The organism is Bifidobacterium sp. UTCIF-39 (assembly GCF_006408715.1).
Classification (GTDB): domain Bacteria; phylum Actinomycetota; class Actinomycetes; order Actinomycetales; family Bifidobacteriaceae; genus Galliscardovia; species Galliscardovia tissieri.
Map to the genome: position 1 here is coordinate 36966 of NZ_JEOG01000009.1, position 16295 is coordinate 53260.

Annotated in this window: 12 protein-coding genes and 1 tRNA gene; 7 read left to right on the forward strand and 6 right to left on the reverse strand. The window is 60.8% G+C overall.

What is annotated here, in order from left to right:
• The first annotated feature begins 254 nt into the window (after positions 1 to 254).
• Positions 255 to 1397 (forward strand): phosphoserine transaminase, encoded by a 1143-nt coding sequence (gene serC, locus EP30_RS05840; protein ID WP_140557008.1) that lies wholly within the window; start codon positions 255 to 257, stop codon positions 1395 to 1397.
• 100 nt (positions 1398 to 1497) lie between these two features.
• Here serC and EP30_RS05845 read toward each other — a convergent pair whose 3' ends face one another.
• Positions 1498 to 2925: a type I phosphomannose isomerase catalytic subunit gene (locus EP30_RS05845; RefSeq protein WP_181160812.1), complete on the reverse strand. Its 1428-nt coding sequence runs from the start codon at positions 2923 to 2925 to the stop codon at positions 1498 to 1500.
• A 117-nt stretch (positions 2926 to 3042) separates the two neighbouring features.
• Between EP30_RS05845 and EP30_RS05850 the strand changes: the two genes are divergently transcribed.
• The gene (locus EP30_RS05850) at positions 3043 to 3303 is read left to right on the forward strand and encodes a DUF2530 domain-containing protein (RefSeq protein WP_094665449.1); all 261 of its coding nucleotides are present in this window, start codon (positions 3043 to 3045) and stop codon (positions 3301 to 3303) included.
• Positions 3304 to 3385: 82 nt separating this feature from the next.
• Here the strand turns inward: EP30_RS05850 and EP30_RS05855 are convergent, their stop codons facing one another.
• A complete protein-coding gene (locus tag EP30_RS05855; protein ID WP_258185389.1) occupies positions 3386 to 4687 on the reverse strand; it encodes a cell wall metabolism sensor histidine kinase WalK in 1302 nt (433 codons plus the stop codon).
• A 200-nt stretch (positions 4688 to 4887) separates the two neighbouring features.
• Between EP30_RS05855 and phoU the strand changes: the two genes are divergently transcribed.
• On the forward strand, positions 4888 to 5595 hold the full coding sequence (phoU, locus tag EP30_RS05860; RefSeq protein ID WP_094665447.1) for a phosphate signaling complex protein PhoU: 708 nt from the start codon (positions 4888 to 4890) through the stop codon (positions 5593 to 5595).
• Positions 5596 to 5889: 294 nt separating this feature from the next.
• On the opposite strand, the gene EP30_RS05865 is transcribed toward phoU, so the two are convergent.
• The 4 genes from EP30_RS05865 to lysS form a co-directional block, all read right to left on the reverse strand.
• Positions 5890 to 6627: a phosphoglyceromutase gene (locus EP30_RS05865; RefSeq protein ID WP_140556934.1), complete on the reverse strand. Its 738-nt coding sequence runs from the start codon at positions 6625 to 6627 to the stop codon at positions 5890 to 5892.
• Positions 6628 to 6782: 155 nt separating this feature from the next.
• A complete protein-coding gene (menA, locus tag EP30_RS05870; RefSeq protein ID WP_181160813.1) occupies positions 6783 to 7928 on the reverse strand; it encodes a 1,4-dihydroxy-2-naphthoate octaprenyltransferase in 1146 nt (381 codons plus the stop codon).
• 161 nt (positions 7929 to 8089) lie between these two features.
• Complete coding sequence (locus tag EP30_RS05875; RefSeq protein ID WP_140556938.1) at positions 8090 to 9343, reverse strand: MFS transporter; 1254 nt, start codon at positions 9341 to 9343, stop codon at positions 8090 to 8092.
• A gap of 402 nt (positions 9344 to 9745) precedes the next feature.
• Entirely contained in the window at positions 9746 to 11449 is a 1704-nt protein-coding gene (gene lysS, locus EP30_RS05880) for a lysine--tRNA ligase (protein ID WP_140556940.1), read from the reverse strand.
• Positions 11450 to 11573: 124 nt separating this feature from the next.
• On the opposite strand from lysS, the gene EP30_RS05885 reads away from it, so the two are divergent.
• The 4 genes from EP30_RS05885 to EP30_RS05900 all read left to right on the forward strand — a co-directional run bounded on the left by EP30_RS05885 (position 11574) and on the right by EP30_RS05900 (position 16145).
• Positions 11574 to 11650, forward strand: a tRNA-Pro gene (locus EP30_RS05885).
• 105 nt (positions 11651 to 11755) lie between these two features.
• Positions 11756 to 12943 carry an MFS transporter gene (locus tag EP30_RS05890; protein ID WP_140556942.1) on the forward strand — a complete coding sequence of 396 codons (1188 nt, stop codon included), beginning with the start codon at positions 11756 to 11758 and terminating at the stop codon, positions 12941 to 12943.
• A gap of 285 nt (positions 12944 to 13228) precedes the next feature.
• A complete protein-coding gene (locus EP30_RS05895) occupies positions 13229 to 15364 on the forward strand; it encodes a DUF3856 domain-containing protein (RefSeq protein WP_140556944.1) in 2136 nt (711 codons plus the stop codon).
• Between the two features lie 97 nt (positions 15365 to 15461).
• On the forward strand, positions 15462 to 16145 hold the full coding sequence (locus EP30_RS05900) for a DUF4125 family protein (protein ID WP_140556946.1): 684 nt from the start codon (positions 15462 to 15464) through the stop codon (positions 16143 to 16145).
• The last annotated feature ends 150 nt before the right edge of the window (positions 16146 to 16295 follow it).

Sequence of the window (16295 nt, forward strand, 5' to 3'; positions counted from 1 at the left end):
GGAAAGGCGAAACGTTTGACGGACTTGACAGATCAATAACTCTCTGATAAAAGCAATCTTCACCATATTGTCAAATCATCCGAAGCGCTGAAACTCCCCCGGTTTGACCGTGCAACATCAACCCCAATATTTCTTGTCAAACCATCAGTCTTCCGGATGATTTTCGATATATCGACAGAAACGCACAAAAAGAATCATAATGTCCACAATCTCACATTATGAGAAAATATGGCGGTCTGGGTACGCTGGACCACATGATCGAACCCGTGAAAATTCCTATGTCCATGCTGCCCGAAGACGGTCGATTCGGCTGCGGGCCCAGCAAAATCCGTCATAAGCAGGTCAAGGCACTTACCGAGGCCGGATACAACCTGCTCGGCACCTCGCATCGCCAGGCACCCGTCAAGCATGTGGTCGCCTCCATTCGAGAAGGACTGGCCGACTACTTCTCCATCCCCGAAGGATGGCAGATCGCACTGGGCAACGGCGGCGCCAGCGCCTTCTGGGAGGTCGCCTGCGCCTCACTGATCTCGCGCAGGGCCGCATTCGGCACCTATGGATCGTTCAGCGGCAAGTTCGCCACCAGCGCCTCCAAGGCCCCCTTCCTTGAGGAACCCGTCATCTACAAGGCCGAATACGGCTCGTGCGCCATCCCCCAGTACACCGATGACGTGGATGCCTACTGCTGGGCGCAGAACGAAACCTCCACCGGCGTGATGGCCCCCGTCCACAGGGTCCCCGGCAGCGTGGAGCAGGGAGCCCTCACGCTCATCGACGCCACCAGCGGTGCCGGCGGTCTGCCCATCGACATCAGCCAGACCGACGCCTACTACTTCTCCCCGCAGAAGGTGTTCGGATCCGACGGCGGCCTGTGGTTCGCCATCCTCTCCCCCGACGCCATCAAGCGCGCCGAGGATGTGGAGAAGAGCGCCGAACTCGAAGGCGCACGCCGCTGGGTCCCGCCGTTCCTGTCGCTCACCCAAGCGCTCGCCAACTCCCGCAAGGATCAGACGCTCAACACCCCCGCCATCAGCACGCTGGTGCTCATGGACGAGCAGGTTCGCTGGCTCAACGAGCACGGCGGCCTGACCTGGGCGCAGGAGCGCTGCGCCAAGTCGGCCGACATCCTCTACACCTGGGCCGAAAAGTCCGACTACGCCACACCGTTCGTCTCCGACCCGTCACTGCGCTCCAACGTTGTGGTGACCATCGATCTGGACGATTCGATCAAGGCGGCCGCAGTGGTTGCGGCGCTGCGCGACAACGGCATCGTGGACACCTCGGGATACCGCAAGCTGGGACGAAACCAGCTGCGCATCGGCGTGTTCCCGTCCGTAAAGCCCAGCGACGTGGAAGCACTCACCTACTGCATCGACTACGTGGTGGAACACCTGTAGTAGGAGATTCACACGGGTCGAACCGACGTCGGTTCATATGGTGTCCATATATATAGATCAGCAATATGAATCAGCGTCGACTCGAATAATCCGTTAGCAATCACAGACCGGTGGAGGCCAGAAGATAGGTCCCACCGGTCGTTTCATTCCCGCCGTCGATCGACACCGGACCGTCTGAGGCGGGAATGAACACGGCATCGCCCTGCCGCATCGTCACGGTTCGCAGACCACCCCGGTTCACGCCCGCACCCGTATCCGTCACATGCCCGACACGGGAACGCAATTCGCCGGACAGGCAGACCAGCACACGAGGACGATCCACGCACTCGGGCGGAGGCACAATCGCCGAGGTCTCATACCACGGATGACCATCGGAAACACCAACAGCCGCCGCATACGGATCCAACGCATTCACCACACCATATTTGAGCGAGAACTCATCAAGCCCCGGACGATACAGCACGCCATCAGCCACGGCAAAGGACTCCGGACGCCTCACCGGCTCCGGCGAGGGGCGGAGGTTACGCAGCAGATTCGGCACATCCCGGTGCTTCACCGTCAGACCGGCCCTCAGCACATTATCGGAATTCGTCATGATCTCCACCGCCGTCCCCCGAATATAGGCATGGGGAACGCCGGTGGGAATAAACGCCCCCGCCCCGGGAGCCAGATGCACGGCATTCATCATCACAAGCGCCAACACGGCGGAATCGCCCGGAAACGTCCGAGCGGCATCGACGGCATTGCCAAGAGCCGAACGGACGCCGTCGATCATGAATGACGTCTCCCCGCTACCCGCGGCTCCCATACGCGACGCCCGATCCCGGGCGGCGATCAGCAGAGGCAACCAATCCGTCGACTTCCACGCGCCACAACCGCGCACGCCCTGACCGGCCGTCACCGCCAACCAGAATGCACGGAATATGTTTCGTTCCGAATGCCCCCACGATGCCGCGGCTGGAGGCATGCAATCATCCGCCGCAGAGGACATCGCAACGGCATCCCCCTCCAGCAGCCGGACCATCAGCCTGGCAAGATCATGGTCGATCAGCCGAAAGGCCGCCAGCTGCAAGGTAACAGGAGCGAACCCAATGGAGGCGCGAAAATCATCCAGCGCCACCACCATCTCCGATTTGCCCCGATCATCGCGGAACGATCGGACGTCGGCATCCAACGGCACTCCGGCGGCGTTCTCCCGATGGAATCCTGCACGGGCCTCAAAATCCAACGGATGCACCTGCAATGACAACGGCGTGCGAACGGCGATCATCTTGAGCAGATACGGCAGCGCCGGCCCCCATCGACGGGAGACCACCGTGCCAAGCATATGCTCAGGATCACGGCGAATCGCGGCATCCAACGTCATCTCATCATCGCCAAGCACCACCATGGATGGTGACTGCGGGTGTCCCCCATACCATAATTCAGCCAACGGCCCACGCATATCACGCATGGACGGCACCAACGACTGCAGACGGTCATAGGATCCCCATGCATACGGCTTCGGCACCGGTCGAATCGGAATCACGCCATCCCCTTTCCGCCGCCGTGGCCGGCCCCATTCCAACGCGTACCGTCCGGGCACACCCTCCCAAGGTTACCCAACACGCATCGGAAGACAACCCCCGGCGGTAAGGTATTCCCTATGAAATTGGCACCCATTCTCGATCCAGGCGCTCGCAGGCCCGGTCCCAAGCCCGCACAGGTGGATCTGCACAGGGTGTTCTTTATCGGGACGACGCTATGGCTGATCGCAGGCATCGTCTGTCTTATTCTCGTTCTGCTCGGCAAACACGCCACCGGCGCGCTCATCGTATGCGTATCCGGCATGATCATCGGCGTGCTGCTGCTGATCTGGGAGCATTTCAACCGCTGGTATTACCGTCGATTGGGTAATCAGAAGTAGTCCGGTCGGCACGATCGTCGATTCACGATGCATACATTCATAATGCATAATGAATCGACCGTCCGAATAGTGAATACGTGAATTATTTGGCGAGCGGCAGGGAGAAGGTGAACGTGCTGCCCTGCCCTGGGGCACTCCATACCGCCACCGAACCATGATGGGTGAGTGCCACATGCTTGACGATCGCCAAACCCAGTCCCACGCCATCGCCGGTGCGGGGGGACTGATTGGAACCGCGATAGAAGCGCTCGAAGATGCGCGGCTGTTCCTCGCGGGCAATGCCGCATCCCTGATCGACCACACGCACCACGGCATGATCGCCATCCTTGGCCCGTGAGACGGCAACGCCCACCGCCTTGTTCGCCGGGGAATAGTCGATGGCGTTCTCGATGAGCTTGGACAATGCGCCCTGCAACTGTTCGGTCTCCGCATGCACCATGATGTCATCCGCACCGTTGACGATCACACGAATATGGCGGGCCTTGGCAAGCGCCGCAGCGGAATCCGCGGCGATATGCACCTGATCCATCAGGTTCACAAGATTGCTCCGGCTTGGCACCACCTTGGTCTGCGCCTTGATCAGCAACAGCAGATCGGCTACCAGATGACTCAGATGACTCGCATAGCTGCGTACGCGGGACGCCTCCACAAGGATCTGGCTGATATCCACATCGTCCTGTTCCAGATCCTCGCCGAGCGTTTCCAGTGCCCGCGTGGGCTTGATCAGCTGTTCGGTCACATTCGCGACGAAATCATCACGGACCTGTGCGAACCGGTGTTCCTCGCTCACGTCGTCGATGATCACCAGCGTCTTCGTATCGCTGATCTGTCCAACGGTCACCTTCAGCCAGTTGGGACGGGAGACCACCGCCATGCCGTCGCCTTCCGGTGTTTCCGCGGCCAGCCCGTTGTTGTCGCCGTCGAACCGATATTGCTCGGCGTATTGTTCCGGGGTCTGTGTCACAAGTTCGCAGGATCGTTTGCCTCCCGACTTGCGAACGCTGTGCACGGCCTCGAGAATACGGTCGTTCACAAGACTCTGGTCGTTGACAAGGCCGAGTCGATACGTGTCCGTACTTGCCTGCAGCACCTCATCGTTCTCATCGACCACCACCGTGAGCCCGGGAATGACGGACAGAATGCGCACGGTCTCGAAATCAAGACCGTTGTCGTCATCGTCGTCGTCATCACCTCGCCTGCGGGACCGACGAAACCCGATGCTGGCACGCCAGTGCGCAATGGCATCGGTGTTTATATACTGGGAAAGGAACGGATACGCCCAGTTGTACAACCTGGAGATCAGAGCCACGAGCGCGATGAGCATCATCACGCAGAAGATCACGAAGATCACCATTGATACGATCTGGGCGTTTTGCGTAGTCATGGCACTATTGTTGCACGGCGCGGGGAATCCGCTGGGAAATCGCGGAACGTCGCAAGGTGAAAGCAAAGTGAACATGCCGGTGAACACTCAGACAACTCGTGGTTTACACCGTGCGGCAACGGCGTCGTTTCGATGTTCATCGCCTAGAATGGGAAAAGGTTTGCAGCTGACTGTTGCAATGAAATGAAAGGCAAAGAGAAATGCGCGTAATCTTCACCGAGGAGATGAAGCAGGTGGCCGACGATCTCGATCGCATGGCGCAGGAAGTGCGCACCGCGATCCTCGGCGCCGGCAAGGCTCTGCTTGAATCTGATGTCGAAGTCGCCCAGAACGTCATTGATGGCGATCTGGAGATCGATGCTCTGGAAACCAGCGTGATCAACCAGTGCGTGCAGCTGCTGGCTCGTCAGAACCCCGTCGCCACCGATCTTCGTGTTGTGGTGTCCACGCTGCGTCTGGCTTCCACATTTGAGCGTATGGGCGATCTTGCCCGCCACGTGGCCGAGATTGCTCGTCGTACCTACCCCGAGTCCGCACTTACCCCGGAGACCCGCGAGGTCTTCACTCAGATGCAGGACTTCCTCGACAAGACCACCGAAGAGCTTCTCCACGTGCTCAGCGATCGCGACGTTGAAGCTGCCGAGCAGCTGATCATCAACGACGACAAGCTCGATGCTCTGCACCAGCAGATCTTCGACATCGTCAACGGCGAGAACTGGACCGGCTCCACTCAGCAGACCATCGACGTGGTGCTGCTGGGCCGCTTCTACGAGCGCTTCGGAGACCACGCCGTGTCCGCCGCCCGTCGTCTGGTCTACATCGTCTCCGGTTTCGACCCTACCAAGGCCCCGCAGGTCAAGGCCGATTCCTCCGATAACGATCCGTACCTGTCCGCTCCGGCGAAGTAAGGTATGTGCCGATTCATTCGGCATCTTTTCAACTGACAGAACGTCGGTCTTCCGAGATGATCGGGAGGCCGACGTTTTTTCGTTGTCGGATAGTCGCGTTTGTCGGATAGTCGCGTTTGTCGGCGGTTCGTTGACGATTGCAAACGCATCGCTTCTGACGGTTGCAAACCATGAAAACAAGAAAAGGGTTTCCCGCCATACGACGGAAAACCCTTCGGAATGATTCTGAGATTCAGTCTCGGTGTTCTGTTCGGTGACCGTCAGCCATCGATGGGCCGACGATCACCGCTCGAATCACTTGCCCTGGTTGGCCACGGCGGCGGCACCGGCAGCGGCGGCCTCCGGATCCAGGTACTCGCCACGCGGCTTGATCGGCTTGAAGTTCTCGCCAAGCTCATAGACCAGCGGGATGGCGGTGGGGATGTTCACCTTGGCGATCTCCTCTTCGCTCAGGTCGTCAAGCATCTTGACAATGGCGCGGAGGCTGTTGCCGTGGGCGGCGATCAGCACGGTCTTGCCAGACTTGAGCTCGGGGATGATCTCGGACTCCCAGTACGGGGTCACGCGGGCCACGACGTTGGCCAGAGCCTCGGTCTCAGGCACCGGATCGCCGGCGTAACGCGGATCGTTGTTCTGCGAGTACTCGTCGTTCGGATCGATCTCCGGCGGCGGGGTGGCGTAGGAACGACGCCAGAGCATGAACTTCTCGTCACCGTACTCCTGACGGATCTCGGACTTGTTCTTGCCCTGCAGAGCGCCGTAGTGACGCTCGTTGAGGTGCCAGCTACGCTTGACCGGAATCCACAGACGATCGGCGGCATCCAGCGCGATGTTGGCGGTGTTGATGGCGCGACGCAGCAGGGAGGTGAACACGATGTCCGGAAGGACGTTCTTCTCCTTGAGCAGCTCGCCACCGCGCTTGGCTTCGGCTTCGCCCTGCTCGGTCAGCGGGACGTCCACCCAGCCGGTGAACTGATTGGTCTTGTTCCATGCGCTCTGTCCGTGACGGAGCAGTACTAGTTTGTAAGTCATACGGCACAGTTTATGCCAATCTTGCGACGAAAACCATGGAAAACCCTCGCCGTTCCATAACATTCAGGTAAACATTCGGCGTGTGTATTCACTAGTGTGATCACACTTACGGTGAACAATCCATTGATGATCAGGCTCAGTATCGCCGATCGGGTTCATGCCAGCGGCAACGCGGCCGACTGCACTTCCGTACCGAACGACACCGTGCCGATGACAACGATCACGGCAAAGACCAGACACTGCATGCCGGACAGACCCAGAGCACGCCCGAAATCGCGCTTCAACACGGCGCGAATGATCTGCGTCTGCATGATGCCACCGGCCGCAATCCACAACCATGACGCATACGGAGCCCACTCCACCAGCATCAGCGGAATAGCCGCGATCCAATCGGCCACGCAGCATGCGACAAGCGCTATCCATGCGCCACGCCAGCCCAGTCGTACGGCAAGCGTGCGTTTGCCATGGACCACATCGTCGTCGATGTCACGCAGATTGTTGACCATCAGCACCATCACGGCATGCAGTCCGACACATATGGATGCGAGCATCCCCACGCCATCGATGCCATACTCCCCCTGTAGCAACCAGGCCACGCTCACGGGCGATGATTCGCCGATGCCGGTGAAATCGAATGCCGTCACGTTCGGGATGCCGAATCCGTCGAAGGACCGGCAGATGGCGAATTCGGTGCCGAGCGTGGCCACCAGTCCGAAGAACAGGAATACGAACAGTTCGCCGAATCCCGCATATCCGTAAGGATGACGACCGCCGGTGTAGAACCAGCCGGCGATCAGGCAGAGTGCACCAAGACCGATCAGCCAGTACTGACGGCTTGCGATGGCGACGCCGAGACCGCACAGACATGTCAGCGCCGCGGATATGCCGGCGGCGGCAAGCACATGCTTCGGCGGCACCAGACCGGAGGCAGTGAGTCGCTGCGGCTTGCCGGTGCGGCTTTCGTTGGCGCCTCGATGGTCATCGGTGCCGCGCACGCCGTCGGAATAATCGTTGGCGAAGTTCACGGCGATCTGCAGGAACAGGGCCACACCCATGCACAGCATCATCATGCCAAGGAACCGCGGTATCGCACCGTCAATGGCGGTCCACGTCGTAGCGCATGGACCGGTGCCGGTCTCCATTGCCATCAGCACGGCGTCATCGGTCGACAGACACCGCAGTCCCCAACCGTCGTCACGGGTCAACACACCGTACGCGGATGCCGCACCGACGATGACCGGCGCGATCGACGCCGGTAGTGTTCGCGGACGCATCCCCCGCGCCCAAAGTCCCAGATTCATGGTTTTCAGCATAGTGATATGGACGATGTGAGTGATGTGAGTGATGTGGCAGTCAAAGACAACACGCAACAAAGAACGACAAACAGCAAGGTCCCCTCACCCGTTTCCGGATGAGGGGACCTTGTCTCTGATCGCAATGATCGCAATAACGATTCCGTCGATCAGCGGGTGGTGCCGTAGGACTTGAAGAACGCACCCATGCATGCGATGTACAGCACGCCAATCGACATGACGAGGATCGCGCCGAGCTGCATGCCCATCGCATCGGATGCCAGGCCCATGAGCGGCGGGAAGATCGCACCGCCGATCAGGCCGATCATCATCAGGCCGGAGACCTCGTTTTGGCGTTCGGGCAGATGCAGCAGACCAGTGGTCAGCATGATCGAGAACACGTTCGCATTGCCCATGCCCACGCAGGACAGACCGACATAGGCCAGCCACGTCGGCATGCCGGCGATGCCGGAGAACAGGAGGAAGCACACGGCGGCAACGACCATAAGTACGCCGCAGACACGCAGCATCGCCTTGCGGCTGAACTTCTGAAGCAGCACGGAACCGGACAGGCAGCCCAGCGTACGGAACGCGAAGTACACGCTGGTGGCACCGCCCGCGGTCTCAAGACCAAGGTTCGAATGCTCCATGAGGATCTTCGGAGCAGTGGCGTTGATACCGACGTCCACGCCCACATGGCACACGATGCCAAGGAAGCACAGCAGGATGACCGGGCTCTTCAGCAGGGCGAAGCATCCGGCGATGCTGGTGCGTCCGGCGTCGGGGGCGTTTTCCTTGATCTCGTCGAAGCTCAGCATGACGAACGCCAGCACCGCCACCACAAGGTAGATCGGGTACAGCAGCCACCACTTGCCGAAGGTGACCGCGGCCCAGCCGGCGATCAGCGGGGCGATGAACGAGGCGATGGCCTTGACGAACTGGCCGAAGGTGAGCATGCCGGCGAGCTTCTCGTCGTGGGCCAGATTGCCGACGAGCGGGTTGAGCGAGACCTGCATGAACGTGTTGCCGATGCCGAGCAGGCAGAACGAGACGACGATGAATGCGAGCTGTGCGCCCTTGGACGGGATCAGATAGCCGATGATCGGCAGCAGGCAGCCCAGCGCGGTGATGCCGATGCTCACCAGTACGGTATGACGACGGCCGATGTGGTTCATGAGCATGCCGGCCGGAACGGACAGCACCAGGAACCAGAAGAACACCATGGTGGTGAAGATGTTGCTCACCGAATCGGACAGGCCGAAATCGGACTGCACATAGTTCGATGCCGTGCCGACCAGATCGACGAAGCCCATCACGAAGAACGACATCATGACGGGAATCAGCACCGCGAAGGGAGCGTTGCCGAGCTTGTCGGCGGTCTGCGCGGAGGTCGCCTCGACCTCTGTAGGCTGTGCGCTGCTCATCGTTGTTTTCCTCTCCATATCCGTCCCCTGCGGAACGGTCATCTGTTCATTACGACCGTCGAATGCACGACCGTCGAATATGTGCAACAACAACTCCGCGGATCGAAAGGCTGTGGGATTCTTCGATGAGATCACGAAGTAACGTCGTTAAACAATTGACAGAGTTTATTAATAGAACGTTCAAAAAGGCAAATCGACACGCAACGCCCCGGCAACGCCTCGCGGCACAACGCATGACGCGTACGCGACTCGCCGCGCACCGGCCGCCTACCTCCCATATAACGCAAACGGGGACACCCCTTATGGAGTGTCCCCTAGATGATCGCGGCGGATTCACGCCGAACGGCTGACGGAAACAGAACCAGCGTCGCCGGTTCCGTTCGGCCGACTCCGACGATTCCGTTAGTTCTGCAACGGCTTGACCAGCGGGAAGGTGATGGTCTCGCGGATCGTGGCGCCGGTCAGGGCGATGAGCAGACGGTCGATGCCCATGCCCATGCCGCCTGCCGGAGGCATGCCAACGCCGAGGGCCTCGAGGAAGTCCTCATCAATGTCGCAGGCCTCTTCGTCGCCGGCGAGCGCATCCTTGGCCTGGGCCACGAAGCGCTCACGCTGCACGATCGGGTCGTTGAGCTCGGAGTAGCCGGTGGCGAGCTCGAAGCCGCGCACGTAGAGATCCCACTTCTCCACCACGCCGGGCTTGGAGCGGTGGCCCTTGACGAGCGGGCTGGTCTCGACCGGGAAGTCGCGCACGAAGGTGGGCTCGTACAGCTTGTCCTCGTAGAAGTGCTCCCACAGGTGCTCGACGAGCTTGCCGTGGTTCTCCACGTCGTCGCGTTCCACGCCGAGCTTGTCGGCGATGGCGCCCAGATGTTCCACGGAGGTGCCGGGGTGATCGGGGCCGCCGTTGGGCACGATCTCCTCGCCGAGGGCCTCGGACAGGGAGTCGTACATGCTGATCTGCTTCCATTCGCCGCCGAAGTCGTATTCGGTGCCGTCGAGCAGCGTGACCTTGTAGGATCCGAAGACGTCCATGGCGGTCTTCTGCACAAGCTCCTTGACGAGCCGGCCGATGGTGTCGTACGTGCCATAGGCCTGATAGGCCTCGACCATGGTGAACTCGGGGGCGTGCGTGGCGTCCACGCCTTCGTTGCGGAAGTCGCGGTTGATCTCGAACACGCGGTCGATGCCGCCGACCAGGCAGCGCTTGAGGAACAGTTCCGGCGCGATGCGCAGGTAGAGGTCCAGATCGAAGGCGTTCATGTGCGTGGTGAACGGACGGGCGGCAGCACCACCGTGCACGGTCTGCAGCATCGGGGTCTCCACCTCGATGAAGTCGTGGTCGTCGAACGTGCGGCGCAGGGAGGCGACTGCCTTGGAACGGTTGCGCACCATGTTGCGGATATTCTCGTCGGCGATCATGCCGATGTACGGCTTGCGCGTACGGGTGTCTTCGTTGAGATCCTTGTGCAGGGCGGGCAGCGGCTGCAGGGCCTTGGCGGCGATCGCCCAGTCGGTGGCGAACACGGACAGCTCGCCGGTCTTCGACGAGATCACGCGGCCGCGGATGTACAGGTGGTCGCCGAGATCGACGATCTGCTTGAACTGCTTCAGCGAGTCGGCACCGATCTCGCGCTTGGAGATCATGCCCTGGATCTTGGTGCCGTCGCCGGCGGACAGCTGCACGAAGCACAGACCGCCCGCGTTGCGCAGGAACAGCACGCGGCCGGCGATGCCCACCACGTCGTCGGTCTCATCGCCGGCGTTGAGCTTGCCGTCGTACTTGGCGCGGACGGACTCGATGGTGTCGGTGACGTCCAGATGCACCGGGTAGGGCTCGATGCCGTCCTTGAGCATCATCGCGCGCTTGGCGACGCGCATCTGCACCTGCTCGGGGTGGCCATAGGACGACAGATCGCCGAGCTTGGCGTTGTTCGGATCGACGGCCTCGTCCAGCGTGGCACCGGATTCGATGCGGGCGCGGATGTCAGCGTCCTGATTCAGCAGCAGTTCGGCATGTTCAACGGTGGTAAGGTGACGGCGTTCACTGCTTTCCGCAGTGTTTTCGGCAGTGTTCTCGCCGTTTTCGATGATGTCTTCACTCATAACTGCACAGTGTAGCGATGCGACGATACACCATGTACAACACCTGAACAACCGTTGAAAACTAGTGCAACACGCCGATCTTTTGCACGAATCACGAACTCGTGTAATATCTATCGAGGTTCGACGGGCTGTAGCGCAGCTTGGTAGCGCGCTTCGTTCGGGACGAAGAGGCCGCGGGTTCAAATCCCGCCAGCCCGACCACTGACCCCGCTCAGCAATGAGCGGGGTTTTTTATTATTCATCATTGTTCACATCACCATCAGTATCGCCACCAGTAAGTATTCGACCACTGTTCATAGGAAAGCCATGAAGAAAAGTCTTTTTGCGCTGGCACTCGGCGCATTCGCACTCGGCGCCGCCGAATTCGTGATGATGGGAATCCTTTCCCAGGCAGCGCACGACATGGGCGTCACCATCCCCCAAGCCGGACATTACATCTCCGCCTATGCGATCGGCGTGTGCGTCGGCACGCTGATCCTCGTTTTCGGTCGTCGAGTTCCGCCGAAGAACCTCATCATCCTCTTCATGGTGCTGGTGGTTGTCGGCAACAGCATGTCGGCCATCTCCGCGAATTCCGTCATGCTGATCATCGCACGATTCATCTCCGGCCTGCCGCACGGCGCATTCTTCGGCACCGCCACGCTGATCGCCAAGACGGTGGCCGATAAGGGCAAGGAGGCACAGGCCGTCGCCGCAATGGTTACCGGCCAGACCGTCGCGAACATGCTCGGCGTTCCCGCGGGAACCATACTCGGCGAATTCCTGTCGTGGCGACTCGCGTTCGTCGTGCTCGCCGTCTGGGCCGCAGTGACGATCGTGTTCGACGTGGCATGGATTCCTCGCATCCCCGCCGTACCGGACAAGGGTCTGGCCGGCCAGTTCGAATTCCTGAAGAAGCGCGGCCCCTGGCTGATCCTTATCGCCGTGTTCGTCGGCAACGGCGGCGTCTTCTGCTGGTGGAGCTACGTCTCGCCGTGGCTGACCACCGTGGGCGGATACCCGTCCGGCATGGTGCCCATGCTCATGATGCTCGCCGGATTCGGCATGGTGGTCGGCGGCATTGCCGGAGGCAGGATCTGCGACGCATGGCGATATGCCGGAACCGCCGCACTCGGCCAGTTCATCTCCATGATCGGACTGCTGATCATCTTCTTCCTTCCCGGCGGACGCATCGGCACAGCGATCATGACGTTCATTGTGGCGTTCGGTCTGTTCTTCGTCGGTTCCCCGCAGCAGCTGCTCATGGCGAACGCGGGCAAGGGCGGCGGCGAACTGATCGGCGGCGCAACCGTACAGGTGGCGTTCAACTTCGGCAACGCCGTCGGCTCCGTGATCGGCGGTACGGCACTGACCCTGACCAATATGGACTATCATTTCACGGCACTGTCCGGCGTTCCGCTGACGTTGCTGAGCGTGATCTGCCTTATCGTGTACTCGGCCCGGCATGAGACGAATACCGGCGCCTACGAACGCATGCGCGAAGTGCATGTGTGACGGTACCGTCACGGCCTAGTGATCGTGTCCATATCGCTGCGAATGGGTGAGCCCGACTGATAATGGCGAACGGGTATGACGAACGGGTTGAATCGGTGGTTCGGACGACCATCGGATTCGACCCGTTCGTCGTATTCGGCTCCATTTGGTCCAGTGTGGGTAAGATCACAGCCGTTTCATATGATCCGCGTCTTCCTCGTATCGTACGGACATCTACACTGGGAAACGGAAAACCGCGGGACACGACGAACGTGCCCGCCGCAACCGACCGGATCAGGGGGATGCATGGGCAACGAAGCGAACAGCACATTCGACGTCAACGGATTCATTCAGGGACTGGACGCCATATTCTCCGCGCACGACGCGGCCACCGAGGCGGAACCGTACCTGTTGCAGGCGCTCGACGAGGCACGTCGGCTCAACGATGACGCCGGACGGCTCACCGTGATCAACGAACTGCTCGGCTTCTACCGTTCGCAGGGCCGCCACGACGACAACCTGCCGCTGGTGACGGAATCGCTTGACCTCGCCAAGCGGATGGGGCTCGAAGGCAGCGACGCGTGGACGACCACGCTGATCAACGCCGCCACCGCCATGCGTGCCGCCGGCAAGTACGACGATGCGGAACGGCTCTATCGAGAGGCCCTCGAATCCTCGGAGAAGACCCTCTCCCCCACCGACCGTCGTCTGGCCGCATTGCACAACAACCTCTCCATTCTCTATAGCGAGACCAACCGATACGAGCCGGCCGAGCAGGAGCTGCGCAAGGCCCTGCACATCCTCGAATCGTCCAGCGTGAATGCCGCCGAGGATGTGGACGTGGCGTCCACGCATACCAATCTTGCGCTGATCCTGCTCAACGCCGACCGTGACGACGAGGCCATGAAACACGCCGCCGAGGCGTTGCGTATCTACAAGCGCGGCCATCTGGAGAACAGTGCGCACTTCGCCTCCGCACTGGCCGGCTACGCGCAGGCCTGCTTCCACGCCGGACGACTCGACAACGCCGTGCGCGCCTACCGCAAGTCGCTGGCGGTGATCGAGGAATGCTACGGACACAACGACTACTACACCATCACCAAGGAGAATCTGGACGCCGTCGAGCAGGCCGCAGCCAAGGCCGGCGTCACCGTTCCGGCCGACGACGGGTCCGACTTCTGGAACGATGACAGCGACCAGTTCGCCGACGATTCGCAGACCGCCGCCAGAATCGCAGGGGCCGCGCAGGAATTCGATTGGCGCATCCAGCATGAGGACCAGCCGATGACGTCGTCGGCGGCTGCGGCGAAGGCCAAGGCGGCACCGCGAACCGACACTGGCGCGAACGCGAATATGACGTCGGCCGGCGGCGCGAACACTGCCGCAAGCACCACCCCGCGCGCGTCCATCCAGCCGGAGATCAGCGGACTGGCACTGGCGAAGCAGTACTGGCTGCACTGCGGCAAGCCGATGATCGCCGATCGCTACCCCGAATATCAGGGCCGGATCGCCGCCGGACTGGTCGGGCACGGTTCGGAATGCTACGGACTCGACGACGCCATCTCGCAGGATCACGATTTCGCGCCACGGTTCTGCCTGTGGCTCACCGACGAGGATTACGCCGCGATCGGCGAGCGCCTGCAGCATGATTACGAGACGCTACTGCCGCATGAGTTCATGGGGTTCACGGTGAAGACCGCCGATTCCGCGACGCCGCGCGCCCAGGGTGCCAGCCGTCGCGAGGGCGTGTTCTCGATCGGTGATTTCTTTGAAGGCATCACCGGATACCGCGAGGTGCCGGGCAATGATCCGTCGAAGGCCCACGAATGGCTGATGCTCGACGAGGCCACACTGGCCGCCGCCACGAACGGGCAGGTGTTCGCCGACCCGCTGGGACAGTTCTCCAAGACACGTCAGGGATTCAAGACCATGCCCGATGATGTGCGCGTGGCATTGCTGTCGCGCAGGATCGGCATGATCTCGCAGGCCGGACAATACAATTTCCCGCGCATGATCGAACGCGGCGACGGCGCGGGCGCATGGCTGTCGCTCAACGAGTTCGTCAGGGCGACCGCCTCGTTCGTGTATCTGGTCAACGAGCCGATCACCGTGGGGTATCTGCCGTACTACAAGTGGAGTTTCGCCGCGCTGCGCCGGCTCAGCCGCGGACTCGCCACCCGCATGTCGGACGTGTGCGAGCAGCTGGAGACGGTGCTGCGTCTTTCCTCCGCAGCCTGCTACGGTGGTGCCGGATTCGGCGAAGGCGGCAAGGGTTCCGGTCCCGCCGTGGCGCAGATCAACGAGATCGTCGATCACGTCTGCGCGGAGATCGTAACCGAACTCAAGCGCGACGGACTCACCCGCAGTGACGAGACCTTCCTCGAATGGCAGCGGCCGTACGTGGAGGAACACATCGCCAATCCGTGGCTGAAGAGTCTGTGATCATCACAGGGCCGTTAAGGCCATTCGGCTATCAGGACCATCAAGGCCATCAAGGCCATCAAGCATCAGGGTTATCAAGCATCAGGAAGCGAGCACCATGGAAAACACCACAACATCGGACAAGAACGTGCTGACGAGCACGCTGTGGTACGACGATCAGCACAATATCAACGAACAGGCGCACAAGGCCGAACTGATCGTACGTCATGAATGGCAGCAGTTCCAGCAGGTCAATAACGAGGGCGGCCGCGCCAACTGTCAGGGCAACTGGCCCACCTTCCACCAGATGCGCATCAGCCAGTTCCTCACCTGGCGGCTGGATCTGCTCGACAGCTATGCGCAGGATCTTGACGACGCCGACGAATCGGGACGCAATCTGCTCACCGAGAAGTACGCGCGCATGATGGAGTCGACCGAGCCGGAACGGTATCATGCCGAACTCGAACCGTCCCTGCCCGTGCTCGACCCGGAACGCGTGGCGGCGCAGGAGGCCGTGATCAAACAGCAGGTGGCGTGGGCGCGCGATTTCCGTGAACGGTATCCGAAGCTCGGTCAGGCCATGCGTGTGCTGACCACGGACGAGGATGTGATCGGCACGACATCGTTTGAAACGTATCTGCGCGGCGAGCTCGGCACATATTCGGACCGCACGTTCCACAAGTACGCGCTGATGGTCATCGATCTGCGCAACGCCGGAGTGAATCTGACCGAGCAGACCATCGCCACGACGGTGATCCTCGGTGGTTTCGACGGTCTCGAGGAGGCCGAAGCGGCGCAGTAACCGGCGTCCGGCCGTCGGCGCGCGCACGTTACGTGGGCCGTGTATGTTACGTGGGCCGCGCACCACATAACGTGGGCCGCGCACGGCCCGCGTAACATACACGTATAATCGTTGAAATTTCAACCTTATTGCGTATGCGTTACGTGGGCC

What these genes read in the sequence shown, in the direction of transcription:
- serC (WP_140557008.1), top strand. Translation starts at nt 255, where the DNA reads ATGATCGAACCCGTGAAAATTCCTATGTCCATGCTGCCCGAAGACGGT.
- EP30_RS05850 (WP_094665449.1), top strand. Translation starts at nt 3,043, where the DNA reads ATGAAATTGGCACCCATTCTCGATCCAGGCGCTCGCAGGCCCGGTCCC.
- EP30_RS05855 (WP_258185389.1), bottom strand. Translation starts at nt 4,687, where the DNA reads ATGACTACGCAAAACGCCCAGATCGTATCAATGGTGATCTTCGTGATC.
- phoU (WP_094665447.1), top strand. Translation starts at nt 4,888, where the DNA reads ATGCGCGTAATCTTCACCGAGGAGATGAAGCAGGTGGCCGACGATCTC.
- EP30_RS05865 (WP_140556934.1), bottom strand. Translation starts at nt 6,627, where the DNA reads ATGACTTACAAACTAGTACTGCTCCGTCACGGACAGAGCGCATGGAAC.
- menA (WP_181160813.1), bottom strand. Translation starts at nt 7,928, where the DNA reads ATGAATCTGGGACTTTGGGCGCGGGGGATGCGTCCGCGAACACTACCG.
- EP30_RS05875 (WP_140556938.1), bottom strand. Translation starts at nt 9,343, where the DNA reads ATGAGCAGCGCACAGCCTACAGAGGTCGAGGCGACCTCCGCGCAGACC.
- lysS (WP_140556940.1), bottom strand. Translation starts at nt 11,449, where the DNA reads ATGAGTGAAGACATCATCGAAAACGGCGAGAACACTGCCGAAAACACT.
- EP30_RS05890 (WP_140556942.1), top strand. Translation starts at nt 11,756, where the DNA reads ATGAAGAAAAGTCTTTTTGCGCTGGCACTCGGCGCATTCGCACTCGGC.
- EP30_RS05895 (WP_140556944.1), top strand. Translation starts at nt 13,229, where the DNA reads ATGGGCAACGAAGCGAACAGCACATTCGACGTCAACGGATTCATTCAG.
- EP30_RS05900 (WP_140556946.1), top strand. Translation starts at nt 15,462, where the DNA reads ATGGAAAACACCACAACATCGGACAAGAACGTGCTGACGAGCACGCTG.